At 69.5% G+C, this 26,330-nt stretch carries 27 protein-coding genes and 1 pseudogene; 20 read left to right on the forward strand and 8 right to left on the reverse strand.

All coding sequences use genetic code 11. From position 1 onward, the window contains the following. Positions 1-76 precede the first annotated feature (76 nt). From ACYVO6_RS06495 to ACYVO6_RS06505, 3 genes are all read left to right on the forward strand, one after another. The gene (locus tag ACYVO6_RS06495; protein ID WP_461058154.1) at positions 77-955 is read left to right on the forward strand and encodes a sigma-70 family RNA polymerase sigma factor; all 879 of its coding nucleotides are present in this window, start codon (positions 77-79) and stop codon (positions 953-955) included. A gap of 258 nt (positions 956-1,213) precedes the next feature. Then, positions 1,214-1,720, forward strand: coding sequence for a hypothetical protein (locus ACYVO6_RS06500; RefSeq protein WP_461058156.1), 507 nt, complete (start codon positions 1,214-1,216; stop codon positions 1,718-1,720). Positions 1,721-1,773: 53 nt separating this feature from the next. Next, entirely contained in the window at positions 1,774-2,121 is a 348-nt protein-coding gene (locus tag ACYVO6_RS06505) for a helix-turn-helix domain-containing protein (protein ID WP_461058158.1), read from the forward strand. Between the two features lie 76 nt (positions 2,122-2,197). Here ACYVO6_RS06505 and ACYVO6_RS06510 read toward each other — a convergent pair whose 3' ends face one another. The 3 genes from ACYVO6_RS06510 to ACYVO6_RS06520 all read right to left on the reverse strand — a co-directional run bounded on the left by ACYVO6_RS06510 (position 2,198) and on the right by ACYVO6_RS06520 (position 4,273). Further along, positions 2,198-2,398 (reverse strand): helix-turn-helix domain-containing protein, encoded by a 201-nt coding sequence (locus ACYVO6_RS06510; RefSeq protein ID WP_461058160.1) that lies wholly within the window; start codon positions 2,396-2,398, stop codon positions 2,198-2,200. Positions 2,399-2,754: 356 nt separating this feature from the next. Then, the gene (locus ACYVO6_RS06515; protein WP_461058162.1) at positions 2,755-3,663 is read right to left on the reverse strand and encodes a GlxA family transcriptional regulator; all 909 of its coding nucleotides are present in this window, start codon (positions 3,661-3,663) and stop codon (positions 2,755-2,757) included. 10 nt (positions 3,664-3,673) lie between these two features. Beyond that, positions 3,674-4,273 (reverse strand): isochorismatase family protein, encoded by a 600-nt coding sequence (locus ACYVO6_RS06520; RefSeq protein WP_461058165.1) that lies wholly within the window; start codon positions 4,271-4,273, stop codon positions 3,674-3,676. A gap of 200 nt (positions 4,274-4,473) precedes the next feature. Here ACYVO6_RS06520 and ACYVO6_RS06525 point away from each other — a divergent pair, with 200 nt between their 5' ends. From ACYVO6_RS06525 to ACYVO6_RS06570, 10 genes and pseudogenes are all read left to right on the forward strand, one after another. Then, positions 4,474-4,827, forward strand: coding sequence for a histidine triad nucleotide-binding protein (locus tag ACYVO6_RS06525; RefSeq protein WP_461058167.1), 354 nt, complete (start codon positions 4,474-4,476; stop codon positions 4,825-4,827). A gap of 16 nt (positions 4,828-4,843) precedes the next feature. Continuing rightward, positions 4,844-5,749 carry a ribonuclease Z gene (locus ACYVO6_RS06530; protein WP_461058169.1) on the forward strand — a complete coding sequence of 302 codons (906 nt, stop codon included), beginning with the start codon at positions 4,844-4,846 and terminating at the stop codon, positions 5,747-5,749. A 20-nt stretch (positions 5,750-5,769) separates the two neighbouring features. After that, complete coding sequence (locus ACYVO6_RS06535; RefSeq protein WP_461058171.1) at positions 5,770-6,798, forward strand: adenosine deaminase; 1,029 nt, start codon at positions 5,770-5,772, stop codon at positions 6,796-6,798. 110 nt (positions 6,799-6,908) lie between these two features. After that, positions 6,909-8,021, forward strand: coding sequence for a carbohydrate kinase family protein (locus ACYVO6_RS06540; RefSeq protein ID WP_461058173.1), 1,113 nt, complete (start codon positions 6,909-6,911; stop codon positions 8,019-8,021). 155 nt (positions 8,022-8,176) lie between these two features. Then, positions 8,177-9,229, forward strand: a complete 1,053-nt coding sequence (locus ACYVO6_RS06545) for a PhoH family protein (protein ID WP_461058175.1) — start codon at positions 8,177-8,179, stop codon at positions 9,227-9,229. A 13-nt stretch (positions 9,230-9,242) separates the two neighbouring features. Further along, complete coding sequence (ybeY, locus tag ACYVO6_RS06550) at positions 9,243-9,740, forward strand: rRNA maturation RNase YbeY (protein WP_461058177.1); 498 nt, start codon at positions 9,243-9,245, stop codon at positions 9,738-9,740. Continuing rightward, positions 9,737-11,044, forward strand: a complete 1,308-nt coding sequence (locus ACYVO6_RS06555) for a hemolysin family protein (protein WP_461058179.1) — start codon at positions 9,737-9,739, stop codon at positions 11,042-11,044. Before ybeY ends, ACYVO6_RS06555 begins: the two co-directional genes overlap by 4 nt. Beyond that, on the forward strand, positions 11,041-11,400 hold the full coding sequence (locus ACYVO6_RS06560) for an MmcQ/YjbR family DNA-binding protein (protein ID WP_461058181.1): 360 nt from the start codon (positions 11,041-11,043) through the stop codon (positions 11,398-11,400). The genes ACYVO6_RS06555 and ACYVO6_RS06560 overlap by 4 nt, the downstream gene beginning before the upstream one ends. A 119-nt stretch (positions 11,401-11,519) precedes the next feature. Continuing rightward, positions 11,520-11,870: pseudogene (locus ACYVO6_RS06565) on the forward strand (MmyB family transcriptional regulator); the annotation flags it as partial. An 80-nt stretch (positions 11,871-11,950) separates the two neighbouring features. Beyond that, the gene (locus ACYVO6_RS06570) at positions 11,951-12,298 is read left to right on the forward strand and encodes a cytidine deaminase (protein ID WP_328771666.1); all 348 of its coding nucleotides are present in this window, start codon (positions 11,951-11,953) and stop codon (positions 12,296-12,298) included. A 39-nt stretch (positions 12,299-12,337) separates the two neighbouring features. Here ACYVO6_RS06570 and era read toward each other — a convergent pair whose 3' ends face one another. Beyond that, the gene (gene era / locus ACYVO6_RS06575) at positions 12,338-13,306 is read right to left on the reverse strand and encodes a GTPase Era (RefSeq protein ID WP_211270803.1); all 969 of its coding nucleotides are present in this window, start codon (positions 13,304-13,306) and stop codon (positions 12,338-12,340) included. A gap of 116 nt (positions 13,307-13,422) precedes the next feature. Here era and ACYVO6_RS06580 point away from each other — a divergent pair, with 116 nt between their 5' ends. Then, a complete protein-coding gene (locus tag ACYVO6_RS06580) occupies positions 13,423-13,761 on the forward strand; it encodes a P-II family nitrogen regulator (protein WP_461058184.1) in 339 nt (112 codons plus the stop codon). Between the two features lie 134 nt (positions 13,762-13,895). Here the strand turns inward: ACYVO6_RS06580 and ACYVO6_RS06585 are convergent, their stop codons facing one another. The 4 genes from ACYVO6_RS06585 to ACYVO6_RS06600 form a co-directional block, all read right to left on the reverse strand. Continuing rightward, complete coding sequence (locus tag ACYVO6_RS06585) at positions 13,896-14,372, reverse strand: hypothetical protein (RefSeq protein WP_461058186.1); 477 nt, start codon at positions 14,370-14,372, stop codon at positions 13,896-13,898. A 233-nt stretch (positions 14,373-14,605) separates the two neighbouring features. Next, entirely contained in the window at positions 14,606-15,940 is a 1,335-nt protein-coding gene (locus ACYVO6_RS06590) for a GH1 family beta-glucosidase (protein ID WP_461058188.1), read from the reverse strand. 58 nt (positions 15,941-15,998) lie between these two features. Next, the gene (locus tag ACYVO6_RS06595; RefSeq protein ID WP_388671865.1) at positions 15,999-16,265 is read right to left on the reverse strand and encodes a protealysin inhibitor emfourin; all 267 of its coding nucleotides are present in this window, start codon (positions 16,263-16,265) and stop codon (positions 15,999-16,001) included. Positions 16,266-16,321: 56 nt separating this feature from the next. Next, complete coding sequence (locus ACYVO6_RS06600; RefSeq protein ID WP_461058190.1) at positions 16,322-17,389, reverse strand: M4 family metallopeptidase; 1,068 nt, start codon at positions 17,387-17,389, stop codon at positions 16,322-16,324. A 395-nt stretch (positions 17,390-17,784) separates the two neighbouring features. Between ACYVO6_RS06600 and leuA the strand changes: the two genes are divergently transcribed. From leuA to ACYVO6_RS06630, 6 genes are all read left to right on the forward strand, one after another. Further along, the gene (gene leuA, locus ACYVO6_RS06605) at positions 17,785-19,506 is read left to right on the forward strand and encodes a 2-isopropylmalate synthase (RefSeq protein WP_461058192.1); all 1,722 of its coding nucleotides are present in this window, start codon (positions 17,785-17,787) and stop codon (positions 19,504-19,506) included. Positions 19,507-19,878: 372 nt separating this feature from the next. Continuing rightward, a complete protein-coding gene (locus ACYVO6_RS06610) occupies positions 19,879-20,589 on the forward strand; it encodes a TerB family tellurite resistance protein (RefSeq protein ID WP_461058194.1) in 711 nt (236 codons plus the stop codon). Positions 20,590-20,777: 188 nt separating this feature from the next. Further along, positions 20,778-22,898: an MMPL family transporter gene (locus tag ACYVO6_RS06615; protein ID WP_461058196.1), complete on the forward strand. Its 2,121-nt coding sequence runs from the start codon at positions 20,778-20,780 to the stop codon at positions 22,896-22,898. Positions 22,899-22,957: 59 nt separating this feature from the next. After that, complete coding sequence (locus ACYVO6_RS06620; protein WP_461058199.1) at positions 22,958-24,211, forward strand: sensor histidine kinase; 1,254 nt, start codon at positions 22,958-22,960, stop codon at positions 24,209-24,211. A gap of 2 nt (positions 24,212-24,213) precedes the next feature. Next, positions 24,214-24,885, forward strand: coding sequence for a response regulator transcription factor (locus ACYVO6_RS06625; RefSeq protein WP_461058201.1), 672 nt, complete (start codon positions 24,214-24,216; stop codon positions 24,883-24,885). Positions 24,886-25,054: 169 nt separating this feature from the next. Beyond that, positions 25,055-26,275, forward strand: coding sequence for a sialidase family protein (locus ACYVO6_RS06630; RefSeq protein ID WP_461058203.1), 1,221 nt, complete (start codon positions 25,055-25,057; stop codon positions 26,273-26,275). Positions 26,276-26,330: the final 55 nt, after the last annotated feature.

A 26,330-nucleotide genomic window follows, 5' to 3' on the forward strand; every position in this document is an offset into this window, starting at 1 on the left:
GCTCCTTCATCGGTTACCTGCGCCCCTTCGGGCCCGTCATCACCCATGACGGAGCAGAGCCGAGGAAGGTAACAACATGTCCGACACCAGCCCGGCGGACCCGATGGCCGCGGCGTTCGAGGCCCAGCGTGACCGGCTGCGCGCGGTCGCCTACCGCATGCTCGGATCGCACGCCGACGCCGAGAACGTGGTCCAGGAGGCCTGGCTGCGCCTCTCCCGCCAGGACGCGGCGACCATCCACAACCTCGCCGGTTGGCTGACCACGGTGGTCGGCCGGATCAGCCTCGATGTCCTGCGATCGCGCCAGGCCCGCCCGGAGGCGTCCTACGACGACCGCCTGCCCGAGCTCGTGGTGACGCTCCACGACAGTCCTGTTCCCGAGGACGACGCAGTGCTCGCCGACTCGGTCGGGCTCGCGCTGCTCGTCGTCCTGGAGTCGCTCGGGCCGAGCGAGCGGCTGGCGTTCGTGCTGCACGACCTGTTCGCGGTGCCGTTCGACGAGATCGGCCAGATCCTCGGCAAGTCCACCGCCGCCACCAAGATGCTCGCCAGCCGCGCCCGCAGGAAGGTGCAGGCGATTGAGCGGCCGACCGGCGTCGGACGGGAGCAGCGAGAGGTGGTCCAGGCCTTCCTGGCGGCGGCTCGCCGCGGCGACTTCGAGGGGTTGCTGCGGGTACTCGACCCCGAGGTGAAACTGACCGTCGACACCCCGTCCGGCGTAGTCGTCACCCTCGGCGCCACCAAGGTCGCAGCCGGCGCGCAACTGTCCGCCGGCGCAGCCGCACAGGGGCGGGCGGCACTCGTCAACGGCCTCCCGGGGATCATTTCCTGGCGCGAGGACGGCACCCCGCTCTCGGCCCTCGCGTTCACCGTCGTCGACGACCGGATCACCAACATCACGGTCGTGATCGACCCGGCCAAGCTCGCGCTGATGGACCTGCCGGATCCGGCGTGAGTCCCTGCCGGGGCAGGTCGCCGCCAAGCGCCACAGTCTGTGGATCATTGACCTGTTTCAGGCTGCGGGGCTTCGGGGCGTTCGATGATCTGGCCGCGTTCGAAGCGGGTCCCGGCGCGGACGAGGGCGACGAGGTGGGGTGCGTTCACGGCTCGCCAGTGGGCCTGCTTCTTACCTGGCGCTCACCGGTCGGCCGCTGCTTTGACGACGGCAGGCGGCTGTGCGGCCGTGTCAGTGGGCTCCTCTACGGTGCCCGGTATGACGCATTGGATACATGGCCCGCTTCCGCACCACGAGGAGACCAATGTCGTCTTCTTCCGGGGGTTGTCTCTGGACGCGCTTACGCGAGGACTCATCGGCCTGCGGCGAATGCCACTCGCGTACGGCAAGGGAACCGACTGGGGGCTGATGATGCACGACATGCTCAGCTGGGACAGCGGCGACTATGACCTTGCCGATTACCGTCGGCTGTGCCCGGACGGCGGCGAACTCGTTGTCTTCGTGACCGAGCCTTGCTGGGCGAAGGCCCACCGTCCCTGGGTCGAGTACTACCGCGATGGGAGCCTGGTCACCGGCTTCAGCTTCGAGAACCTGCACGGCCGGGTGGGTGAGGACCCTGATCTGCTGCTACCCGTCCTCACGGCGGCGAATCTGATCGGGCCGCAGGCGGATCTTGACAGAGATGACAACGAGGAACGGACGGTGCAAGCAATCACCGGTTTCTTCTCCTTGCCCGAACTCGAAATGCCTGGCCCAGGGCACTGAGCGGTCTCGGTGATGTGGGGCTGCGGTTCGGGTATGGGGCGGGAGGGTTGCCCATGCCGAAGATCTTGCGTGTGGAGTTGACGTCTGATCAGGAGCGCGAGGTGCGTGAGCGTCTGCGGGCGTGTGATCTCGCGCCGGGTACCCGACTGCGTCTGGAATGCGTACGACTGATGGGACGGGGCCTGATTGTGCCGGAGGTGGCTGACCTGCTCGAATGCAACGAGGTCACCGTGCGCGGTGCGGTCCGCCGCTTCGCGGCCGGCGGGTTCGACGCGCTGGCGGATGCCCACTGCCCGGGCCGCCCCATACCTCAGCACTATGGCGCACGGTCCGTGGCTGCTTCGTCGTCCTCACCGAACGCCGGGTCCTGGGTGACCTCGCCGCTACGGCTCCTCGAGTAGACGCGCATCGTCATTTTGGCCCTGGGTTCGCGTTCCTGCTTCGGGGCTGCAGCTTCTGCCATGTCGGCGTTCCTTGTCAGCGTTGGCCACCCCCGATACCGCTGACACGGTCGCCGAGGTCTTGCACGGCCCGTTCGCCGCTCTCGATGCGGGAGAGCAAGCTTGGCGAGACGTGCGCCCTCCGGCCGAGTTCGGACAGTGAGTAGTCGCGGATAGTCCGGAATTCTCGGATGCGTGCCCCGATGCGCTCTGGGGCAGCGGAGGCTGCGTCGGGCATTCTGACCCCTATTGCGATGCTGACACCTCGCAATGTACTCGCGTCGAGTTACGCGAGGACGACGTGCAGCCCCATGGGTGGCGTATCCGGCGCCGTGGAGTACACACGCCGCGCTGTCGACGCGGCTGCCCTCACCCAGTCCTGGCCCGCGCACGCCGGGGCCAGCCAGGCGCTGCGGGCCTCTTAGCTGAGGGAGAGACGTGACTACCATCGCCGTGACCGGGCAGGCAGCACGGCGCGGCCGAGCCCGAACGCGGGTGACGGGACGATCGGGTGGCCCACATGCGCAGAGTCGGGGCACGAGTGGGGTGTGGTCGTCCCGCGGCTGAAGGGGGAGCCCCCTCCCACTGCCGCAGTCAGGCCGTGCGGGCGCGCAGCCGGCGCAGCATGCGTGGGTCCTCGAAACCGACCGAGCGGGCGGCGGCGTCGATCGTCGCGCCGTGACTGATGAGGTGCTGGGCGCGTTCGAGGCGGAGGGTTTGCTGGTAGCGCAGGGGAGTGAGTCCTGTGGCGCGGGTGAAGAGGCGGGTGAGGGTGCGTTCGCTGACGCCGACGGCCGAGGCCAGGGTGGGCAGCGGGAGTGGTTGGTCGAAGTGGGCGTCGATGAGGTCCTGGGCGCGGTGCACGGTGTCGTCGAGGTGGGAGCGGTGCCGGAGCATCGCGCTGGACTGCGGCTCATGGCCGTTGCGGCGGGCGTAGACGACCATGTTCCGGGCGGCCTGGGCGGCGACGGCCGGGCCGTGCCGGGTCGCGACCAGGTGCAGGGCCAGATCGATGCCGCTGGCGATTCCGGCCGAGGTGATCACCCGGTCGTCGGCGGTGAACAGGACGTCGCGGACGACCACCGCCCTGGGGTGGCGCAGGGCCAGTTCGTCCTGCACGTCGTGGTGGGTGGTGCAGTGGCGGCCGTCGAGCAGGCCGGCCCGGCCGAGCGCCTCGGCTCCGGCGCAGACGCTGGCCACCGTCCCGCCCCTGGCGTGGTGGTCCCGGAGGACCTGCAGGGTGGCGGCGCCGATGGCGGGGGCGTCGGCCAGGGTGACTACCCGCCAGCCGGGCACCACGATCAGATCCTCGGGCCCGAGCTCGGGCCAGTCGAGCCCTGCCATCAGCGGCAGCCCTTGGGCAGTGGGGACCTGTGGCTGCTCGGCGACGTAGGCGAGCGTGTAGGGGTGCCCGAAGCCGGCCGCCGTGGAGAAGACCTGCGCGGGGCCGGCCAGGTCCAGCAAGTGGACTCCGGGCACCAGGAAGAAGACGACGTGGCTCACGATTCGGTCATCATGCCTGACGTCCTGCCGCGGCCTCCAGCTGATTGACCGTCGCGATGGTGGCGAAGCGTCCGGCGAGGGCGTACTCGGTGCGCCGGATGACCTCTTCGGCAGACAGCGTGCGGGGGTCGGCCAGTAGCTCGGCGACGCTCTGGTCGGCGGGAGCGTCGCGGTGCGGGATGGGATTGGTCGCGGTCGCGTCGGTGACGAAGGTGACCTGGTAGCCGAGGTCGCTCGCGACGCGGGTGGTGGTCTCCACGCACTGCTCGGTGCGAATGCCGCAGACGGTGAGCTCGTGGATGCCGCGCTCGGTGAGGAGTTGCTGCAGGTTGGTGGTGGTGAAGGCGTTGTGCGAGGTCTTGTGGATCAGCGGCTCCCCGTCCGCTCGCTCCAGCTCCTCCATCAGCCGGACATGGCCGAGGGCCGGGTCGAAGACATCGCCGGTGCCGGGCGCGGTGTGCAGTACCCACACCACCAGGTCCCCGGCCTGACGGGCGAGCCGGACCAGGCGGTTCACCTGGTCGGCGATCTTCGGGTCGGAGATGGCCGCCCACAGTGGACGGACGCGGAAGGACTCCTGGACATCGATGACGATCAGTGCTCGGGTCATGTCCTCGAGTCTGGGCCGCGCGGGCGGGGCGGCGACAGGCCGTATCGGGTCCGGCAGCGGACCGATCTGGTCACCAGCAGGCCATGCAGCCGAGCAACCACTGTGACGAGGGGCTTACGGCCGGACCGTAGACCCCCTGCCGGAACCCACCGGTCGATACGATGCCGACGTAACGATCATCCAGCGTGAGGAGGCCGCGCATGGCAGGGGAACCGCAGGACGACTGTCTGTTCTGCAAGATCGTGGCGGGGAGGGTGCCGGCGACCGTCGTGCGGGAGACGGAGACGACCGTTGCCTTCCGGGACATCAACCCGCAGGCGCCCACGCACGTCCTGGTGATCCCGAAGGCCCACTACCGGGACGCCGCCTCGCTCGCCGCCGCCGACCCCGCGGTCCTCGCCGACGTGGTGCGCGAGGCCGGTGAGGTCGCGGCCGACGAGAAGCTGGACAGTTACCGCATCGTCTTCAACACCGGAAGCGGTGCGGGCCAGACCGTCTGGCACGTGCACGCGCACGTCCTGGGCGGCCGCGGCATGCAGTGGCCGCCGGGATAAGCCGGGATAACTCACCGTGTCCGTACGCGAATTGGTGGTCCTCGGCACCGCCAGCCAGGTCCCCACCCGGCACCGTAACCACAACGGCTATCTGCTGCGCTGGGACGGGGAGGGGCTGCTCTTCGACCCCGGCGAGGGCACGCAGCGGCAGATGCTGCGTGCCGGGGTCGCGGCCCATGACCTGCACCGGATCTGCGTCACGCACTTCCACGGCGACCACTCGCTGGGCCTCGCCGGAGTGATCCAGCGCATCAACCTCGACCGGGTGCCGCACGAGATCACCGCCCACTATCCGCGCTCCGGCCGGCGCTTCTTCGAACGGCTGCGGTACGCCACCGCCTACCGCGAGACCGTCCAGCTCACCGAAGCACCGGTCGCCGCCGACGGCGTACTCGCGGCCTCGAAGTCGTACACCCTTCAGGCCCGCAAACTCGCCCACCCCGTCGAGTCGTACGGCTACCGGCTCGTCGAACCCGACGGGCGGCGAATGCTGCCCGAGCGGCTCGCCTCGTACGGGATCAAGGGGCCGGACGTGGGGCGGATCCAGCGGGAGGGGGTGTTGGGCGATGTCGCGCTGGAGGACGTGAGCGAGGTGCGGCGGGGGCAGCGGTTCGCCTTCGTCATGGACACCCGACTGTGCGACGGCGTGTACGCGCTCGCTGAGCGGGCCGACATGCTCGTCATCGAGTCGACCTTCCTCGACGCGGACATTGAACTCGCAGTCGAATACGGCCACTTGACAGCCGGTCAGGCGGGTGGCGTCGCCCGGGACGCGGGCGTACGGCATCTCGTGCTGACGCACTTCAGCCAGCGTTACAACGAACCCGATGAATTCGAGCGACAGGCGCGGGCCGCCGGGTTCGAGGGGGAGCTGACAGTGGCGCACGATCTGCTGCGTGTACCGGTTCCGAAACGCCGGTGATCCGGTCGTACGATGCCGGAATGCCCCTGCCCAAAGCCGAACTGCACCTGCACATCGAAGGCACCCTCGAACCCGAGCTGGCGCTCGCGCTCGCCGCGCGCAACAGTGTCGAGCTGCCGTACGCCGATACGGAGGAGCTCCGCAAGGCGTACCAGTTCAGCGACCTCCAGTCCTTCCTGGGGCTTTACTACGAGCTGATGGCCGGGCTCCGGACCGAGCGGGACTTCGAGGAACTGGCCGACGCCTATCTCGCGCGGGCCGCGGCACAGGGAGTGCGGCATGCGGAGATCTTCTTCGATCCGCAGGCGCACCTCGCACGCGGCGTCGCCATGGGGACGGTCGTGGAAGGGCTTTGGCGGGCCCTCGGCCGATGGGGGTCCCCCCGCTCGAGCGAAGCCGAGAGTGGGGGAGAGGCCGCACACGGTGTCTCCACGCAGCTGATCATGTGCTTCCTGCGGGACGAGTCCGCCGAGTCCGCGATGCAGACCCTGGACGCCGCCAGGCCCTATCTCGACCGGATCGTCGGCGTCGGCCTCGACTCCGCCGAGGTCGGGCATCCGCCGGGGAGGTTCCGCGAGGTGTACGAGGCCGCCGCCGCGCTCGGACTGCGACGGGTCGCCCACGCGGGGGAGGAGGGGCCGCCCGCGTACATCACCGAGGCACTCGACGTACTCGGCGCCGAGCGGATCGACCACGGGCTGAGCTGCATGGAGGACCCGGCGCTGGTCGAGCGGCTCGTACGGGAGCGGGTGCCGCTGACGGTCTGCCCCCTGTCGAACGTACGGCTGCGAGCCGTCGACACCCTGGCCGAGCACCCGCTGCCCGCGATGCTCGACGCCGGACTGCTGTGCACGGTCAACTCCGACGATCCCGCGTACTTCGGCGGCTACGTCGACGACAACTTCCACGCCGTGCACGAGACGCTGGGGCTCTCGCGCGAGCGGCTGCGGGAACTGGCGCGGAACTCGTTCCTCGCGTCGTTCCTCGAGCATGACGAGGAGCGGCGGGCGCGGTATCTCGCCGAGGTGGAGGCCTACGCGTTCGAGTAGCGGAGCGTAGAGGGGCGTAGGGGTGCGGGGGTGCGCCCGCTGCAGCGGGGCGGCTGTCAGTGGTGTGGTGCACACTGGCTGAAAATCGCACCACCTCAGGGGAGCGCACCGTGACCACGCCCCACGGAGAGGGCCCGTACCACCGCCACGCCCACGTCGATCCGCTCGCCGGGCTGCGCACACCCGGCGACCCGCCCTGGGACGTCTACCTCACGGGCACCGTCTTCCTGGACATCATCTTCACCGGGCTCGACTCCGCCCCCGTACGCGGCACCGAGTCCTGGGCGCGCGGCATGGGCTCGAGCCCCGGAGGCGTCGCCAACATGGCGACCGCACTGGCCCGCCTCGGCCTGAAGACCTCCCTGGCGGCGGCCTTCGGGGACGACCACTACGGGGAGTACTGCTGGGACGCCCTGGAACAGGGCGAGCACATCGACCTGTCCACGTCACGCACGGTGCCCCACTGGCACTCCCCGGTCACCGTCTCCATGGCGTACGAGGGCGAGCGGACCATGGTCAGCCACGGCCACGAACCGCCCCCGGAGGAGCCGGCGCCCGACTGCCCCCCACACGCGCGTGCCGCCATCGCCTCCCTGACGCCCGGCACACGCGCACCCTGGATCGCACAGGCCGCGCACAAGGGAGCCAGGATCTTCGCCGACGTCGGCTGGGACGACACCGGCCGCTGGGACCTCGCCGCCCTCCCCGACCTGGAGCACTGCGAGGCCTTCCTGCCGAACGCCGAGGAGGCCATGCGCTACACGCGCACCCCCTGCCCCCGCGCCGCCGCCCGCGCCCTCACCGACTGCGTACCGCTCGCCGTCGTCACCCTCGGCGCGGAAGGCGCGTACGCTGTCGACGGCCGCACCGGAGAGACCGCCGACGTCCCCGCCATCGTCGTCGAGGCCCTCGACCCCACCGGCGCCGGCGACGTCTTCGTGGCGGGCTTCGTCACCGGCACCCTGGCCGGCTGGCCCCTCGCCGACCGCCTCGCCTTCGCCGGCCTCACGGCCGCCCTCTCCGTCCAGGAGTTCGGCGGCTCCCTCTCCGCCCCCGGCTGGACCGAGATCGCCGCCTGGTGGCGCCGCGTCCAGTCGTACGACGACCAGGACCCGGCCGCACTCAGGCGGTACGCCTTCCTGGAGGCACTGCTCCCGGAGGACGCCAGGCCCTGGCCACTGCGACGGGCGGTACCGACGATCGGATTCCGTACGTCGGCGTGAGGGATCGGCGTGAGTTATTCGCATTCCCCTCCGATAACGGCCCCCGAAAACGCCTACGGCGTTGTCAGTGCTCCGACGTACCCTGGGCAGTGCAAAGGCAGTCCACCGACTGCGGACCCTGTCGAGGAGGACGAGCAAGGCCTACGAGCCGGCCCATGACTGACACACCCACAGCGCAAGGCCCTGTCCAGGGAAACGCGAAAGCGCAGTTCACCGTCCCGCCCAAGCACCCCATGGTGACCGTGCTGGGCTCAGGAGACGCCCTCCTGCGCGTGATCGAGAAGGCCTTCCCGGCGGCCGACATCCACGTCCGGGGCAACGAGATCAGCGCGGTCGGCGACGCCCGCGAGGTGGCCCTCGTCCAGCGCCTGTTCGACGAGATGATGCTGGTGCTCCGCACCGGACAGCCGATGACGGAGGACGCGGTGGAACGCTCGATCGCCATGCTGAGGGCAAGTGAAGACGGCAACGGCCCCGAGGAGACCCCGGCCGAGGTCCTCACCCAGAACATCCTGTCCTCGCGCGGCCGCACGATCCGCCCCAAGACCCTCAACCAGAAGCGGTACGTCGACGCCATCGACAAGCACACCGTCGTCTTCGGCATCGGCCCCGCAGGCACCGGCAAGACGTACCTCGCCATGGCCAAGGCGGTCCAGGCCCTCCAGTCCAAGCAGGTCAACCGCATCATCCTGACCCGCCCCGCGGTGGAGGCAGGAGAGCGCCTCGGCTTCCTCCCCGGCACGCTGTACGAGAAGATCGACCCGTACCTGCGTCCGCTGTACGACGCCCTGCACGACATGCTCGACCCGGACTCGATCCCGCGGCTGATGGCGGCGGGGACGATAGAGGTGGCACCCCTCGCATACATGCGTGGCCGTACCTTGAATGACGCCTTCATCATCCTGGACGAGGCCCAGAACACGAGCGCCGAGCAGATGAAGATGTTCCTCACCCGGCTCGGCTTCGACTCGAAGATCGTGGTCACGGGTGACGTCACCCAGGTCGACCTTCCAGAGGGCACGAAGTCCGGGCTGCGGCAGGTCCAGGAGATCCTGGACGGTGTCCAGGACGTGCACTTCTCGCGGCTCTCGTCCCACGATGTCGTCCGGCACAAGCTGGTCGGCCGTATCGTCGACGCGTACGAGAAGTACGACAGCGAGAACGGCACGCAGAACGGCTCCCACAAGGGCCGTAACAAACGGAAGTAGACCAAGCCCGATCATGTCGATCGACGTCAACAACGAGTCCGGAACCGAGGTCGACGAGCAGGCGATCCTCGACATCGCCCGTTACGCGCTCGCGCGGATGCGTATCCACCCGCTCTCCGAGCTCTCGGTGATCGTCGTGGACGCCGACGCCATGGAGCAGCTCCATATCCAGTGGATGGAGCTGCCGGGACCGACGGACGTGATGTCCTTCCCGATGGATGAGCTGCGTCCGCCGTCGAAGGACGACGACGAGCCGCCGCAGGGGCTGCTCGGTGACATCGTGCTCTGCCCCGAGGTCGCCGAGCGGCAGGGCAAGGAGGCGGCGACGCAGCACTCCATGGACGAGGAGCTTCAGCTCCTCACGGTTCATGGGGTGCTGCATCTGCTCGGTTACGACCATGAGCAGGCGAACGAGAAGGCGGAGATGTTCGGTCTGCAGGCCGCCATCGTGGACGGCTGGCGTGCGGAGAAGGGCCTGACCGGTCCGTCCCCGGCCCCGACCGTGTCATGAACCCCCAGATCGTTCTCGGCGCGACAGCGCTGGTCGTCGTGGCCTGGCTCGCCGCCTGCGCGGAGGCGGGCCTGGCGCGCGTCTCGAGCTTCCGCGCGGAGGAGGCCGTACGCTCCGGCCGCCGCGGCAGCGCCAAGCTGGCTCAGGTCGCCGCGGACCCGACCCGTTATCTGAACGTCGCGCTGCTCGTGCGGGTCGCCTGCGAGATGGCCGCCGCCGCGTTCGTCACGTACGCCTGCCTGATGGAGTTCGACGAGACGTGGGAGGCCCTGTCGATCGCGATCGGCGTGATGGTCCTCGTCTCGTATGTCGCGGTCGGGGTCTCCCCGCGCACGATCGGCCGCCAGCATCCGCTGAACACGGCGACGGCGGCGGCGTACGTCCTGCTGCCCCTGGCGCGTGTCATGGGCCCGATCCCGCCCCTGCTGATCCTCATCGGCAACGCACTGACCCCCGGCAAGGGCTTCCGCCGCGGCCCGTTCGCCTCCGAGGCCGAGCTGCGCGCCCTGGTCGACCTCGCCGAGAAGGAGTCGCTCATCGAGGACGAGGAGCGCCGGATGGTGCACTCCGTCTTCGAGCTGGGCGACACGCTCGTGCGGGAGGTGATGGTCCCGCGTACGGACCTGGTGGTCATCGAGCGGTACAAGACGATCCGGCAGGCGCTGACCCTGGCCCTGCGGTCGGGTTTCTCGCGGATCCCCGTCACCGGGGAGAGCGAGGACGACATCGTGGGGATCGTGTATCTGAAGGACCTGGCCCGTAAGACGCACATCAGCCGGGACGCGGAGAGCGAGCTCGTCTCGACGGCAATGCGGCCTGCGGCCTTCGTACCGGACACGAAGAACGCGGGCGATCTGCTGCGCGAGATGCAGCAGCACCGCAATCACGTCGCGGTCGTCATCGACGAGTACGGCGGCACGGCCGGCATCGTCACCATCGAGGACATCCTGGAGGAGATCGTCGGCGAGATCACGGACGAGTACGACCGTGAACTGCCGCCGGTCGAGAACCTCGGCGACGACCGCTACCGCGTGACGGCCCGCCTCGACATCGGCGACCTCGGTGAGCTGTACGGCTTCGAGGCGTACGACGACGAGGACGTCGAGACGGTGGGCGGGCTGCTCGCCAAGGCACTGGGGCGGGTGCCGATCGCGGGCGCCTCGTCGGTGGTGTCGCTGCCGGACGAGCGCGAGCTGCGGCTCACCGCGGAGACCGCGGCGGGCCGCCGGAACAAGATCGTGACCGTGCTGGTGGAGCCGATGGGCCCGGCGGAGCCGCCGGAGGAGGAGAAGAAGCCGGAGTGACCCCTGAGGAGCTGCGTACCTTCTGCCTGTCCTTCAACGCGGCGGTGGAGGACTTTCCGTTCAACCCGGACATGTCCGTCTTCAAGGTGCTGGGGAAGCTGTTCGCGCTGACCCGGCTGGACGGCGTCCCGCTCACGGTGAACCTCAAGTGTGATCCGGAGGATGCGATTCGGCTTCGGGGCGAGTATCCGGGATTGATCGTGCCGGGCTATCACATGAACAAGCGGCACTGGAACACGGTCACGGTCGACGGCGACCTTCCGGATCAGCTCGTACGGGAGCTGATCGAGGACTCGTACGACCTGGTGGTGGCGGGGTTGCCGCGGGCGGAGCGGCTGCGGCTGGACCGGGCCTGACAGGGCGGGGCGCATGGCCCCGCCCCGCCGGCTCACGCCCGAGTGACACCCCTACGCAGGCCCACGGCCACGAGCACCGCCGCGACGAGCACGATCGTCGCGTCCAGGGCCAGGACCGTTGGGAGCAGAACGCGCGCACGGTGGTGGCCCAGTTCCGGGCCGCCTGCTCCCAGTGCCCCGACGACGAGGGCTTCCAGGAGGTGCTCGCCCAAGTGAAGGCGGCCAGCGCCGAGTTCACCGAGCTGTGGGAACAGCGCGACATCCTGGACCAGGGCCAGATACGCAAGGAGCTCGACCATCCGCTGGTCGGGCTGCTGTGCGTCGAGTCGACCGCCATGAAGGTGCCCGCCCGGCCCGATCTCACGGTCGTGCTGCACACCCCGCTCGCGGAGGCCAACACGGCGGCGAAGCTGGAATGGCTGGCCTCGCCGGAGGGGCGGCGGGGGGCCATGTATCCCGTGGCCGGGTAGGTACGTATCCCGTGGCCGGGCAGGCGCGCGTTCCGGACCCGCCGCCTCTTCGTACGCCCAGGTCTTCGTATGCTCAGGGCATGACCGACACCCTTGATCCCGAGGACCGCAAGATCGTCACCCTGGCTCGTTCCGCCCGGGCCCGCAACGGCGTGCCCGAGGGGGCGGCCGTACGCGACGAGACCGGCCGTACGTACGTCGCCGGAACCGTCGCCCTGGACTCCCTGCGGCTCAGTGCCCTGCAGACCGCGGTCGCCATGGCCGTGGCGTCGGGGGCGAAGTCGCTGGAGGCGGCGGCGGTGGTGAGCGAGGCCGAATCCTTGGCGGACGGCGACCTGGCGGCTGTGCGGGACCTTGGCGGGGCCTCTACGCCGGTGTTGTTGGCGGGGGTGGACGGGGTGGTGCGGGTGTCGGCGACGGCGGGGTGAGGGTTTTCGGACCGGGAACCCGTCCTCAGAACCCCGCCCTCAGAACCCCAGCTTCCGCAACTGCCGAGGATCCCGCTGCCAGTCCTTCGCGACCTTCACATGGAGGTCGAGGAAGACCGGCGTGCCCAGAAGCGCCTCGATCTGCTTGCGTGACTTGATGCCGACTTCCTTCAGGCGCTTGCCCTTGGGGCCGATGATGATGCCCTTCTGGCTGGGGCGCTCGATGTAGACGAAGGCGTGGATGTCGAGGAGGGGCCGGTCGGCGGGGCGGTCCTCGCGGGGCAGCATCTCCTCGACCACGACTGCGATGGAGTGGGGCAGCTCGTCGCGTACGCCCTCCAGGGCGGCCTCGCGGATCAGCTCGGCCACCATGACCTGCTCGGGTTCGTCCGTGAGGTCGCCCTCCGGGTAGAGGGCAGGCCCCTCCGGCAGCAGAGGCACGATGAGATCGGCGAGCAGGTCCACCTGCTTGTCGGCGACGGCCGACACGGGCACGATCTCCGCCCACTCGAAGCCGAGTTCCTTGCCGAGCAGGTCGATGGCGATGAGTTGCTCGGCGAGGGTCTTCCCGTCCACCAGGTCGGTCTTCGTGACGATCGCGATCTTCGGCGTCTTCTTGATGGACGCCAGTTCCTTGGCGATGAAACGGTCGCCGGGCCCCAGCTTCTCGTTCGCCGGCAGACAGAAGCCGATCACGTCGACCTCGGCCCAGGTGGTGCGGACGATGTCGTTGAGCCGTTCACCGAGGAGCGTGCGCGGCTTGTGCAGCCCTGGGGTGTCCACCAGGATCAGCTGCGCGTCCGGCCGGTGCACGATGCCCCGTACCGTGTGCCGCGTGGTCTGCGGCTGGTTGGCGGTGATCGCCACCTTCTGGCCGACCAGAGCGTTCGTGAGGGTGGACTTGCCCGCGTTCGGGCGGCCCACGAAGCAGGCGAAGCCCGCGCGATGGGTGGCCCCCGAGGATTCCGGCGGCTCGGATGACTGGGTACGAACGCTCATGCCGCCCATTGTCCCTGATCATCGGAGTCCCGCCGCACGTGCTCACGTTCGCATGCCCGGACCTTCACGTCCGAACCTTCACGGGCCTTACGCCGCACGCCGCGACCACTTACGATCACGGATTCATGAAGCTCATCATCGCGATCATCAAGCCGTATCGCCTCGACGAGGTCAAGACCGCCCTCCAGGAGCTCGGCGTCCACGGGCTGACCGTCACGGAGGCCAGCGGTTACGGGCGTCAGCGCGGGCACACCGAGGTGTACCGCGGGGCCGAGTACCAGGTCGACCTCGTCCCCAAGGTCCGTATCGAGGTCGTCGTCGAGGACGCGGACGCCGACCCGGTCACCGACGCGATCGTCCAGGCGGCGCGGACGGGGAAGATCGGCGACGGCAAGGTGTGGATGCTGCCGGTGGAGACGGTGGTGCGGGTACGGACGGGGGAGCGCGGCCCGGATGCGCTCTGAACTCTCGCGTCGGTATTTCGTCGCGGGCCGAGTCGGCGGCTGATGTGGCTGATCGGTGCCGTCTGCGCGCGGACGGCACCGATCATCACGTACGGAGTTGTGCGGGGGTACGGAACTTGCCGTGGGGCTTGGGCTTACTCGAACACGAACGGGCCCGGTGACTGCGGTCCCTGGGCGGTGCACGTGAGGTTGATCCCGAGGACCGTCAGGTCCAGGGAGCCGCCGTTCGCCTCAAGGCTGTCCCCGGCGGCGACGGTGCCGGTCAGGGGTCCGACGGTGACCCCCTCACCGGCGGCTATCGCGGGGTTCTCGGTGCCGGTGAACGCGGTGGTGCCGCCGCTCGCCTTCACCATGGTGAGCGAGGCCTGGATGGAGTCCTCGCCGAGGGCGATCGGCGCGGTGATCTCGGTGGAGCTGACGGTGATGGTGGCGGAGGTGCCGTCCTGCGTGGCGGTGAGGGTGGCCTCGCCGCCGCCGAGGGTGCCGCAGTCCGCGGTGATGGTCGCCGACTGCGGGACCACCGCGGCGGCGCTGGGGGCCAGGACGAAGCCCGTCATTGCGAGGGTGCCGGCCGCGACGGCCGCACCGATTCCGATCCGCTTGCGTCTCATCGGATTCCCTTTCCTTGGTGGGGAGTTGCCATGTGGGAACGGTTGACGGACCGCCCACGGGTGGGGCGCGGAAATGCTGCGCGGGGTCAGATCTGACGGCCCGTCAAAAGAAAGAGTCGAGGTCTATTGAGGCCTGAGTGGCGCGTGATCGCAAGAGATGCGGAAGTGATTCTTCTGATGGTTGGAGGAAGTGGCCGAAGGCAGTTGATGGTTGCCCGAAAACGGGCTCCGTCTCAGGGCTGTGCGCGCAGTACGTCCCGCAGCCATCCGTACGACGCCTTCGGTGTCCGCTTCAGCGTCTCGTAGTCGACGTGAACCAGGCCGAAGCGCCTGGCGTAGCCCTCCGCCCACTCGAAGTTGTCCAGCAGTGACCACACGAAGTACCCGCGTACGTCGACGCCCGCCTCCAACGCCCGGTGCAGCGCCCGGAGATGGCCGTCCAGGAACGCGATCCGCTCCTGGTCGTCGATCCCCTCGTACGAGCAGCCGTTCTCGGTGATGACGATGGGCGGGAGGCGGTCGCCGTAGCGGTCACGGAAGCTGGTCAGCAGCTCCGTCAGTCCCTCCGGGACCACGGGCCAGCCGAAGTCGGTGACCGGGTGACCCTCGATCTCCCTTACGGAAAAGGGGAGTTCGGCCGGAAGTGTGAAACCGCCGAACTGGATGTCGGCGCCCTGAGGTGCGCCCACCCTGGTCGGTGCGTAGTAGTTGATCCCGTACCAGTCCAGCGGCTCGGCGATCACCTTCAGGTCGGCGTCGACGTCCCCGGGCATCAACTCGCCCAGTCCTTCCGGGTATTGGCCCAGCAGGACGGGGTCGGCAAACAGCCGGTTGAGGAGCAGGTCGTAGAAACCGGCCGCCTCCACATCGGCTGCCGCGTCGGACGCGGGCCACGTCGGGCCGTGCGAGTTGGCGATCCCGATGTCCGTGACTCCGGCCGCGCGCAGGGCCCGTACGGCCAGACCGTGGGCCAACAGCTGGTGGTGGGCGGCGGGGAGGGCGTCAAACATCAGCTGCTTGCCGGGTGCGTGGGTGCCGAGGGCGTGGCCCAACAGGGTGTGCTCGGCGGGCTCGTTGAGGGTGATCCACTTGTCGATCCGGTCACCGAGGCGTTCGGCGACGAGGGCCGCGTACTCGGCGAAACGCTCGGCGGTCTCGCGTCGCAGCCAGCCGCCCTCCTCGTCCACCGCGAGCGGCAGGTCCCAGTGGAAGAGCGTCGGAACGGGCCGTACGCCCGCTGCCACCAGCTCGTCCACCAGGCGGTCGTAGAAGTCGAGGCCGCCGGGGGACTGGACGCGGGGCCAGGAGATAGAGAAGCGGTACGCTCCCACGCCCAGGTCGCGGAGGAGCGCCACGTCCTCGGGGTAGCGGTGGTAGTGGTCGCAGGCCACCGCCGCGGTGGAGTTGTCCTTCACCCGGCCCGGTTCGGCCGTGAAGGCGTCCCACACGGAGGGCTCGCGCTGGTCCGCGGCGCCCTCGATCTGGTGGGCGGAGGTGGATACGCCCCAGAGGAAGTCGGCCGGGAACTGGGGTATGGGGTTGGTCGCGCCGCGCGCATCGCTCGCCATGCACCGGATCATCCTTACCGGCGGTAACAGAAGTCAACAGCCCGGCGAGAACTGGCCGTTACGCGCCCTCCTTCAGCACCCTTGAAATCAGCTTCCGTTGCTCCTCCGTCAAGCGGGGATCCGAGCAGTACACCGTCTTCCCGTCGACGGTGAGCTGGTAGCTGAAGCCGTCCGGCACGCCGATCGGGGGGGTCTGGCGGGCGGCGGCTACGGCCTGCTTGGCCAGGTCGTGCCACTCCTGGGCATCGGCCCGCCCCGCCGTCTCCACCGAGGCGTGCCGGTCGATGCCCGCGAATCCGCCCGTGCGCTTCACCTGGATACGCATGCTTCCTGTCTAGTACGAAAGCGCCCGCCCGGCCACTCCGGGTCCGCGCCCCGCGCTCAGGCCGTGGGTACCCCGACCTGCTCCCACGCCTTCGTGACGGCCTGGAGTTCCTCGCCCTCGCCGTACGTGGCGCGGGCCTGCGCCAGGGTCAGGTTCGCGAAGTCGGCGAAGTCCGCCTTCGAGTCCAGCTCGCCGCCGGTCAGCACGTCGTACCAGATCTGCCCCGCACGCTCCCAGGCGTTGCCGCCGAGGGCGGTCGCGGTGAGGTAGAAGGCGTGGTTGGGGATGCCGGAGTTGATGTGGACGCCGCCGTTGTCGCGGCCCGTCTGCACGTAGTCGTCCATCGTCGCGGGCTGCGGGTCCTTGCCGAGCACATCGTCGTCGTACGCGCTGCCCGGTTCCTTCATGGAGCGCAGCGCCTTGCCGGTGACGCGCGGCGCGAGCAGGCCCGCGCCGATCAGCCAGTCGGCCTCGGCGGCGGTCTGGCCGAGCGTGTACTGCTTGATCAGCGAACCGAAGACGTCCGACATGGACTCGTTCAGGGCGCCCGGCTGGCCGAAGTAGGTCAGGTTCGCGGTGTACTGCGTGACGCCGTGGGCGAGTTCATGGCCGATGACGTCGACGGGGATCGTGAAGTCGAGGAAGATCTCGCCGTCACCGTCGCCGAAGACCATCTGCTCGCCGTTCCAGAAGGCGTTGTTGTACTCCTCGCCGAAGTGCACGGTCGCGTTCAGCGGCAGGCCCTCGCCGTTGATCGAATTCCGTTCGTACGCCTTCAGGAACAGGTCGAAGGTCGCGCCGAGGCCGGCGTACGCGCGGTTGACCGTGGCGTCCTTGCCGGGCTTGTCGCCCTCGCCGCGGACCTTCTTTCCGGGCAGGTCCTGCTTGTGCTTGGCGTCGTGGATCGTGCGGTTCGGCTGGTCGGCGAGGGCCTCCGGCGGGGCGAGGGTGGGGGCGCCGATGACCGTGGTCAGGCGGCGGTGGGTGCGCTCCAGGGCGTCGCGCTCCAAGGTGCGGCGGGCGGGGCCCGCGAGCGCGGGGTCCTCGGACTGGGCGAGGGTGTCGAGGACGTGGGGCGGCACGATGGTGCAGAAGGTGGGCTCAAAGCCACGGTTCGCGGTCATGACCGCACCTTTGCACTGAGTGCTTTTGGTGTCACTAGGCGCAACCATGATTGGTGAAACGTGTGGATATGGGCGCCGTGGGGGTTACCCGTTGTGTTATGGCTGCGGGTTCGTTGTGGCTTGTCGCGCAGTTCCCCGCGCCCCTGAAAGGCGCGTTGTAGTGGGCCTCTGTGGCCTTGTGCACCTTTTGGGTCGTATTCCTCCGTGGTCCCGCATACTGATACGAACCCTCGCTCGGAGTCAGGCTCCGCTAGCATTCCTCGCATCATGCGTTTCGGGCTGCTTCTCCTTAGCTGCCGCGGCGAGGGCCTGTAGTCGAGGCCGACCCCCTCCCCGCGGAGTCTGGCGTTGCGCCGTCGGCCGTCCTTCCGGACACCACGAGGAGCCCACGCATCATGGCGAACCGCCAGCAGCCCACATCCATGCCGATCCACAAGTACCGCCCGTACGACCAGGTCGACATCCCCGACCGCACGTGGCCGGACAACCGGATCACCGTCGCCCCCCGCTGGCTCTCCACGGACCTGCGCGACGGCAACCAGGCCCTGATCGACCCCATGTCGCCCGCCCGCAAGCGCGAGATGTTCGATCTGCTGGTGAGGATGGGCTACAAGGAGATCGAGGTGGGCTTCCCCGCCTCCGGGCAGACCGACTTCGACTTCGTACGCTCGATCATCGAGGAAGAGGGCGCGATCCCCGATGACGTCACGATCTCCGTACTGACCCAGGCCCGCGAGGATCTGATCGAGCGGACCGTGGAGTCCCTGGTCGGTGCCAAGCGCGCCACCGTCCACCTCTACAACGCCACCGCACCCGTCTTCCGCCGGGTCGTCTTCCGCGGCTCGAAGGACCAGATCAAGCAGATCGCCGTCGACGGTACGCGGCTGGTGATGGAGTACGCCGAGAAGCTGCTGGACGAGCGGACGACCTTCGGCTACCAGTACAGCCCCGAGATCTTCACCGACACCGAGCTGGACTTCGCCCTGGAGGTCTGCGAGGCCGTCATGGACGTCTGGCAGCCGGGCCCGGACCGCGAGATCATCCTCAACCTGCCCGCCACCGTGGAGCGTTCGACCCCCTCCACGCACGCGGACCGCTTCGAGTGGATGTCGCGCAACCTGTCGCGCCGCGAGTACGTCTGCCTGTCCGTGCACCCGCACAACGACCGCGGTACGGCCGTCGCCGCCGCCGAGCTGGCGCTGATGGCCGGCGCCGACCGTATCGAGGGCTGCCTGTTCGGGCAGGGCGAGCGCACCGGCAACGTCGACCTGGTCACCCTGGGCATGAACCTGTTCTCGCAGGGCGTCGACCCGCAGATCGACTTCTCGAACATCGACGAGGTCCGCCGCACCGCCGAGTACTGCAACCAGATGGAGGTCCACGCCCGCCACCCCTACGTCGGCGACCTCGTCTACACCTCCTTCTCCGGCTCCCACCAGGACGCCATCAAGAAGGGCTTCGACGCCATGGAGGCGTCCGCGAAGGAGCAGGGCAAGACGGTCGACGACATCGAGTGGGCGGTGCCGTATCTGCCCATCGACCCGAAGGACGTCGGCCGCTCCTACGAGGCGGTCATCCGCGTCAACTCGCAGTCCGGCAAGGGCGGTATCGCGTACGTCCTGAAGAACGACCACAAGCTGGATCTGCCGCGCCGGATGCAGATCGAGTTCTCGAAGATCATCCAGGCGAAGACGGACGCCGAGGGCGGCGAGGTCACGCCGAAGGACATCTGGGCGATCTTCCAGGACGAGTACCTGCCGAACCCCGAGAACGCCTGGGGCCGTATCCAGCTGAGGAACGGCCAGTCCACCACCGACAAGGACGGTGTGGACACACTGACCGTCGAGGCCGAGGTGGACGGCGCCGAGACCACCCTGGTCGGCACCGGCAACGGCCCGATCTCCGCGTTCTTCCACGCGCTGCAGGGCATCGGCGTCGACGCGCGTCTGCTGGACTACCAGGAGCACACGATGAGCGAGGGCGCCTCCGCGCAGGCCGCCTCGTACATCGAGGTCGCGATCGGCGACAAGGTCCTGTGGGGGATCGGCATCGACGCGAATACGACACGCGCCTCGCTGAAGGCGGTCGTCTCCGCGGTCAACCGCGCGGCGCGATAAGCCCGACCGGCACTTGGAGGGTGGGAGAAGGAGCGGGGGCGATGGGGGTCCCCCCGCGCGAGCGAAGCCGAGCGTGGGGGAGCGTGCAGCTGCAAGGCGGAGGAGGGAGTGATGGCGGAGTCATCGCGACCGACGACAACGCGGCAGATGTGCGTGCCAGACCCCGCGACGCCGCCCTCCAAGTGCCGGTCGGGCTAAGCCCGTTCACCTGCTTTTCTCCGGCCCCGTCCGCCACCTCGGCGGGCGGGGCCGCGGTGTGATTACCGGCCATGTCGCACAGTGGCCTCGTACGGGGTACTGACTCCGAGTCGACGATGTGGCTAACATCACGCCAGCGCGGCGATGTTGCCGCGGGGTTACGGAGGTGCTGACGTGCTGCCAGGCTGGGGACGAAACGACCGATTTGTCTGCGCTCGCGCGATCGGTGTCTCCCGCGTCCTGGGGACCCGTACCGCGTGGACCACAGTCGGTGACGGTGAGTTCTTCTGCCCGGGCTGTGGAGGCGACCGCAACTACCAGCGCCTCGCCGGCCGCCGCCGCTTCACCCTGCTCGGCATGCCGGTCCTGCCGCGCGGCGCCACCGGGCCCGTTGTGGAGTGCGCCGCCTGCCGCGACCACTTCGGCGCGGACGTCCTCGACCACCCCACCACCACCCGCTTCTCCGCGATGCTGCGCGACGCCGTTCACACCGTCGCGCTCGCGATCCTGGCCGCGGGCGGCACCTGCTCCCGTACGTCCCTGGAGACGGCCGCCGACGCCGTACGCTCGGCCGGCTTCGAGGACTGCACCGAGGACCAGCTCGCCGCACTCGTCGAGGCCCTCGCCGCCGACACCGGCCGCGTCCACGCCGGACCCTGCGGACCGGGCCTGGCCATAGAGCTCCACGAGGCGCTGGACCCACTGGCCCCGCACCTCGCCCCCGCCGGCCGCGAGTCGATCCTCCTCCAGGGCGCCCGCATCGCGCTGGCCGACGGCCCGTACACCCCCGCCGAACGCGATGCTCTCGCGACGGTGGGCGCGGCGCTGACGATCTGCTCGGACGATGTGACGAGGCTGCTGGCTGCGGCGCGTACGCCGTCGTGAGGGGCGTAGGGCAGACGGGCGCGGACGCCCTCCTGCCGCCGACGGCGCTACTCCCCGGGGAGTAATCCGTCCCCTCAGTCACCCCCGGCAGTACCCCCGAAGTCGCCCTGACGCGCGACGATTCCCGCCCTTCCCGCCGGGAGTCTGGTGGATGTCCAGACACCCGTTCAAGGGAGGGGGACCCCGGCATGGGGCCCGAAAACCACGGGAAACCCGCAAAGACAACCACGCGTACGCGGCGACGAGCCGTGCCCTGGGTGCTGCTCGGGCTCTGGGTGGCCGTGCTCGCCCTGACCTCGCCGTTCGCGTCCAAGCTGTCCGACGTGCAGCACGACCGAGCCGTGGACTATCTGCCGGCGAGTGCGGACTCCACCCAAGTGGCCAAGATCCAGGAGCAGTTGCCCGGCGGCGAGACCACCGAGCTGGTGCTCGTCTATCACCGGGACGGCGGGCTCACCGCTGCCGACCGTGAGACGGCGGCGCAGCAGGTCGACGAGATCGCGGGCGCGAACCAGCTGACCGCAGCCCCCAAGGGCGTACCGTCCGAGGACGGGACCACCCTGATGTACCCGGTCGCCAGCAACGAACCAGGCATCGACGAGAAACTGCGGGACGAGTTCGTCCACGACGTACGCGATGTCGCCCAGGGGGACGGCGGGCTGAGCGTCGAGGTGGGCGGTCCGGGGGCGCTGGCCACCGACGCCGCTGAGGTCTACAACTCGCTCGACGGCCCGCTGCTCTACACCACCGTCGGCGTGGTCGCGATCCTGCTGATCCTCATCTACCGCAGCCCGCTGCTGTGGCTCGTACCGCTCGCCGTCGCGGGCGTCGCCAACTACCTCTCGATGGGCGTCGCCTACGGCCTCCACTCGGCCTTTGGCACGACCATCTCCGGGCAGAGCACGGGCATCATGACGATCCTCGTGTTCGGCGCGGGCACCGACTACGCCCTGCTGCTGATCGCCCGCTACCGGGAGGAACTGCGGCGCATCGAGCGGCCGTACGACGCGATGCGGGCCGCCCTGCGCGGCTGCGGTCCCGCCGTCCTCGCCTCCTCCGGCACGGTCGCCGCCGGACTGCTGTGCCTGCTCGCCGCCGATCTCAACAGCAGCCGCGGCATGGGTCCGATGGGCACCGTCGGCGTACTGAGCGCGCTCGTCGCGATGATGACGCTGCTGCCCGCGCTTCTCGTGCTGCTCGGCCGCAGGGTGTTCTGGCCGATCGTGCCCGCGTTCGGGAGCCGGCCCAAGGAGCGCAGGTCGCTGTTCACCGCGATGGGCAGTTCCGCCGGGCGGCGGCCGCTGGCCGTGCTTGCGGGCGGTGTGGTCCTGCTCGGCGCGCTCGCGACGGGCATGCTGAACCTGCCCGGGGCGGTCAAGCAGGAGGACTCCTTCGTCGACAAGCCGGACGCGGTCGTCGCGATGGAGACGCTGGCCGCCGCCTACCCCGAGCAGAGCACCCAGCCGATCAACGTGATCACCCCCAGCGGGCAGGCCGACAACACCCTCGCCAAGGTGCGTGACCATGACGGCGTCGCCGGCGCCGAACGGGGACGCAGCGGGGACGGCTGGACGGAGATCTCCGTGATCGCCAAGGACGCGCCCCAGTCGGCGGGCGAGACCGCCACGATCGAGTCCCTGCGCTCGGAGCTCGACGGGTCCTACATCGGTGGCCCGAGCGCCGAGCAGCTCGACCTGAAGGACACCAACTCCAGCGACATGAAGATCGTCGTGCCGCTCGTCCTCGCCTCCGTACTGCTGATCCTGATCGCGTTGCTGCGCAGCGTCGTCGCTCCACTGCTGCTGGTGGCGGCCGTGGTCGCGGTATGGGCCGCGGCGCTCGGCATCGGCGGACTGGTCTTCGGCCCGGTCTTCGGCTTCGAGGGAACCGATCCCGGACTCGGACTGCTCTCGTTCGTGTTCCTGGTCGCCCTCGGCGTCGACTACGGCATCTTCCTGATGCACCGGATGCGCGAGGAGTCCCTGTCCGGCAAGGAACCCGTGGCCGCCGCGCTCACCGCACTGCGCACGACGGGAGGCGTCATCGCCTCGGCCGGCCTGGTCCTTGCCGCAACCTTTGCCGTGCTGATGAACATGGGCCTGGTGCAACTCGTCGAGCTGGGCTTCGTGATCTCGGTCGGAGTGCTGCTGGACACCTTCCTCGTACGGACGTACCTGGTGACCAGTGCCAGCGTCGCCCTGCGGCGGAAGGTGTGGTGGCCGGGCCGCCTGTCCCGCGAACCGGAACCGGATCCTGACCCTGATCGGCAGGAGCCGCCGCGGCAGCCGGAGCCTGTCGCAGCCCCGTAGAGACATCCGGGCGTCCCTCCCACTGCCGGAGGGACGCCCGCCTGACGGAAGATGGAGCAGTGCCGCGTCCCCAATCCCTCATCGAGCGGGCCCTGACCGCCGTCAACCACCCTCCGGCGGTCCCCTCCCTGCGCAACGACGCGCACCTCGCCGCCGCGGTGGTCGCCCTCACCACCGTCATGGCCCTCTTCCTCAAGGACGGACGCCAGCCCGACGCCCTCGGGTGGACGCTGCTGCTGGGCGCGCATGTCCCGCTGATCTGGCGCCGGCGCTATCCCATGACCGTGATGCTGGCCGTGGTGGCCTGCATCGCTCCGTACCACGCGCTCGACTACACCCACAGCGCCCCCGTCCCGGCGACCCTCCTCGCGCTCTACACCGTCGCCGTCACCGGCAGCGCCCGTCGCACTCTGCTCGTCGGGACCGTCCTCATCGGCATGACCTTCACGGTCAACGCGGTCACCAATCCGGACGGACTCGGTGAGATCATCCGCATCGCCGGCTGGCTCGTCTCCGTGCTGCTCCTCGGCGGCTACATCCGCGTCCACCGCCAGTACCTCGCCTCCGCCCTGGAACGCGCCGAACGCGCCGAACGCACCCGCGAGGAGGAAGCCCGCCGACGCGTCGCCGAGGAGCGGCTGCGCATCGCCCGCGACCTGCACGACCTGCTCGCCCACAGCATCACGCTCATCGGCGTGCAGACCTCCGTCGCCGCCCACGTCCTGACCGCCGACCCGGACCGCCTCGACCGCGAGGCCGTCGCGAAGGCGCTCGACGACATCTCCGACACCTGCCGCACCGCCCGCGGCGAACTCCGTACCACCCTGGAGGTGCTGCGCGCCGCCGAGCACGGCGACGGCCGCGGACCGCTGCCCGGCCTCGACGGCATCGCCCACCTGGCGGAGACCGCCCGCACCGCCGGGGCACGGGTCGAGTCGACCGTACGGGCCGACCACGCGCCGCCCGCCGTGGGCGCCGCCGCGTACCGCATCGTGCAGGAGGCCCTGACCAACTCGGTACGGCACGGGGGACCAGGGCTGACGATCCAGGTGAACGTGTACGAGAAGGACGGCGCCCTGCACGTCTCGGTCACCGACGACGGCACCGGACCCACCGCCGGGGGCACCCCCGGGTTCGGGCTCGTCGGGATGCGTGAGCGGGCCCGGAGCGTGGGCGGCACACTGGACGCCGGGCCGGGGGCCGCCCGGGGCTTCGAGGTGACCGCCGTACTGCCTGTGCTGGCTGGGCTGCCTGTACCTCCCGCGTCGTCCGCGCCGCCTGCGCCGTCCGTGCATCGAGAAGAGGCCCGTTGACCATGAGTGCCATCCGTGTACTGCTCGCCGACGACCAGACCCTCGTACGGTCCGCCTTCGCGATGCTCGTCAAGTCGGCCGGGGACATGGAGGTCGTCGCCGAGGCGGGCACCGGGCGGGAGGCCGTGGAGCTGGCCCGGTCCGAACGGGCGGACCTCGTCGTGATGGACATCCGCATGCCGGACCTCGACGGTATCGAGGCGACCCGGCTCATCGCCGCCGACGAGGATCTGGCCGGGGTGAAGGTCCTCGTCCTGACGACGTACGACACCGACGAGCACATCGTCGAAGCACTGCGGGCCGGCGCCTCCGGGTTCCTCGTGAAGGACACCAAGCCTGCCGAACTCCTCGACGCCATCCGTACGGTGGCCGCCGGCGAGTCGCTCCTGTCGCCTGGCCCGACGTCGCGCTTGATCGCCCGTTTCCTGCGCGCCCCGCACGCCATGGCTTCCGCGACGGGTGGTCCTGAGGATCTCTCCGAGCGGGAACGCCAGGTCCTCACCCTCGTCGCCCGCGGCCTCAACAACACCGAGATCGCCGACGCGTTGGGACTCAGCCCGCTCACGGCGAAGACCCATGTCAGCCGGATCATGGGCAAGTTGGGGGCAAGGGACCGGGCGCAGCTGGTGATGGTGGCGTACGAGTCGGGGCTTGTGATACCGGGCGACGCCTGAGGGTCTCTGAACGCCTGAGGGCCCCTGAACTCTCAACTCCCTGTCGCTGCACGGGTATTGCCGTGCCTCTCGGTGCACATTAGGTTCACTCGGGACATCCCACGTCCCATGTCTGTGACCCTTACTGGCCCTTACGCCTGCCCACTCCTGTCCAGCTCTCGGAGGATCTGTGACCGTCACGAGCCGCCTGATCGCTCTCGCCGCCGTCGCCGGGCTCACCGCCGGCCTCGCGTCCACCGGTACCGCGTTCGCTGCGGGGCAGTTGCCGCCGAGGGGGTGCACCTCCTCCGTCCCGTTCACGGCGGGTCAGAACGGCTATGACACGTATCGGATCCCGACCACCGTCAGAACCCGAACGGGCGCCGTGCTCGCCTTCGCGGAGGGCAGACGCAACGGTGCCGGGGACACCGGCAACATCGACGTCGTCCTCAGACGGTCCGGCGACGGCGGCTGTACGTGGGGGCCGCTGTCCGTGGTCGCGGCCGGTAAGGGCGACACCCGCGGCAACCCGGCGCCGGTCGTCGATCCGGCCACCGGGAAGGTCGTCCTCCTCACGTCCTACAACGACGGTGCCGTGACGGAGGCCCAGATCATGCGGGGCGAGGTCACGCCCGAACAGAGCCGCCGCGTCTTCGTCCAGACGAGTCGCGACGACGGCCGCCGCTTCACGGCACCCAGGGACATCACGGACTCGGTGAAACTGCCGAATTGGCGCTGGTACGCCACCGGCCCAGGCCACGCGGTAGCCCTCACCCGAGGCCCGCACGCCGGACGCCTCGTCGTCCCGGCCAACCACTCCGCCGCCCCGCCGGCCGGTTCCCCCGACACCGGACAGGAGACTAAGTACTACGGAGCCCACGCCCTCTACAGCGACGATGCCGGCGCCACCTGGCAACTGGGCTTCATCGACGCCTCGTACGACGGGGTGGACAACTCCAACGAGTCCATCGCTGCCGAACTCCCCGACGGCCGCCTGTACTTCAGCTCTCGTGACCAGCACGGCACGAGCACCGGCAACCGCCTCGACTCGTACTCCTCCGACGGCGCCCTCACCCTGGACCGCCCGTACACGGTCCAGCCCACCCTCAACGACGTCCCCGTGGTCCAGTGCAGTGTGCTCCAACTACGGGGCGCGGGTGGGCCTCTCCTCTTCTCCGGCCCTTCCGTCCCCACCGCTCGCCAGTCGATGGCGATCTGGCGCAGCGCGGACGCGGGGCGCACGTTCACGAAAGCGCTGACGCTTTCCACGCAACCGGCGGCGTATTCGGACCTGGTTCAGCTGGGCGGGGACAAGGTGGGGGTTCTGTACGAGAGGGGGGTGGCGGGGCCGTACGAGGCGATCGAGTTCAGGCGGTTTGCTTTCCCCAAGCCCACCCCTTCCCGAAGCTAGGGGGCTCCGCCCCCTAGAGTCCTCAAACGCCGGACGGGCTGATTTTGCGCGGACT

This window comes from Streptomyces pseudoechinosporeus, assembly GCF_054783935.1.

What these genes read in the sequence shown, in the direction of transcription:
- ACYVO6_RS06495 (WP_461058154.1), top strand. Translation starts at nt 77, where the DNA reads ATGTCCGACACCAGCCCGGCGGACCCGATGGCCGCGGCGTTCGAGGCC.
- ACYVO6_RS06500 (WP_461058156.1), top strand. Translation starts at nt 1,214, where the DNA reads ATGACGCATTGGATACATGGCCCGCTTCCGCACCACGAGGAGACCAAT.
- ACYVO6_RS06505 (WP_461058158.1), top strand. Translation starts at nt 1,774, where the DNA reads ATGCCGAAGATCTTGCGTGTGGAGTTGACGTCTGATCAGGAGCGCGAG.
- ACYVO6_RS06510 (WP_461058160.1), bottom strand. Translation starts at nt 2,398, where the DNA reads ATGCCCGACGCAGCCTCCGCTGCCCCAGAGCGCATCGGGGCACGCATC.
- ACYVO6_RS06520 (WP_461058165.1), bottom strand. Translation starts at nt 4,273, where the DNA reads ATGACCCGAGCACTGATCGTCATCGATGTCCAGGAGTCCTTCCGCGTC.
- ACYVO6_RS06525 (WP_461058167.1), top strand. Translation starts at nt 4,474, where the DNA reads ATGGCAGGGGAACCGCAGGACGACTGTCTGTTCTGCAAGATCGTGGCG.
- ACYVO6_RS06535 (WP_461058171.1), top strand. Translation starts at nt 5,770, where the DNA reads ATGCCCCTGCCCAAAGCCGAACTGCACCTGCACATCGAAGGCACCCTC.
- ACYVO6_RS06545 (WP_461058175.1), top strand. Translation starts at nt 8,177, where the DNA reads ATGACTGACACACCCACAGCGCAAGGCCCTGTCCAGGGAAACGCGAAA.
- ybeY (WP_461058177.1), top strand. Translation starts at nt 9,243, where the DNA reads ATGTCGATCGACGTCAACAACGAGTCCGGAACCGAGGTCGACGAGCAG.
- ACYVO6_RS06555 (WP_461058179.1), top strand. Translation starts at nt 9,737, where the DNA reads ATGAACCCCCAGATCGTTCTCGGCGCGACAGCGCTGGTCGTCGTGGCC.
- ACYVO6_RS06570 (WP_328771666.1), top strand. Translation starts at nt 11,951, where the DNA reads ATGACCGACACCCTTGATCCCGAGGACCGCAAGATCGTCACCCTGGCT.
- era (WP_211270803.1), bottom strand. Translation starts at nt 13,306, where the DNA reads ATGGGCGGCATGAGCGTTCGTACCCAGTCATCCGAGCCGCCGGAATCC.
- ACYVO6_RS06580 (WP_461058184.1), top strand. Translation starts at nt 13,423, where the DNA reads ATGAAGCTCATCATCGCGATCATCAAGCCGTATCGCCTCGACGAGGTC.
- ACYVO6_RS06585 (WP_461058186.1), bottom strand. Translation starts at nt 14,372, where the DNA reads ATGAGACGCAAGCGGATCGGAATCGGTGCGGCCGTCGCGGCCGGCACC.
- ACYVO6_RS06590 (WP_461058188.1), bottom strand. Translation starts at nt 15,940, where the DNA reads ATGGCGAGCGATGCGCGCGGCGCGACCAACCCCATACCCCAGTTCCCG.
- ACYVO6_RS06595 (WP_388671865.1), bottom strand. Translation starts at nt 16,265, where the DNA reads ATGCGTATCCAGGTGAAGCGCACGGGCGGATTCGCGGGCATCGACCGG.
- ACYVO6_RS06600 (WP_461058190.1), bottom strand. Translation starts at nt 17,389, where the DNA reads ATGACCGCGAACCGTGGCTTTGAGCCCACCTTCTGCACCATCGTGCCG.
- leuA (WP_461058192.1), top strand. Translation starts at nt 17,785, where the DNA reads ATGGCGAACCGCCAGCAGCCCACATCCATGCCGATCCACAAGTACCGC.
- ACYVO6_RS06615 (WP_461058196.1), top strand. Translation starts at nt 20,778, where the DNA reads ATGGGGCCCGAAAACCACGGGAAACCCGCAAAGACAACCACGCGTACG.
- ACYVO6_RS06625 (WP_461058201.1), top strand. Translation starts at nt 24,214, where the DNA reads ATGAGTGCCATCCGTGTACTGCTCGCCGACGACCAGACCCTCGTACGG.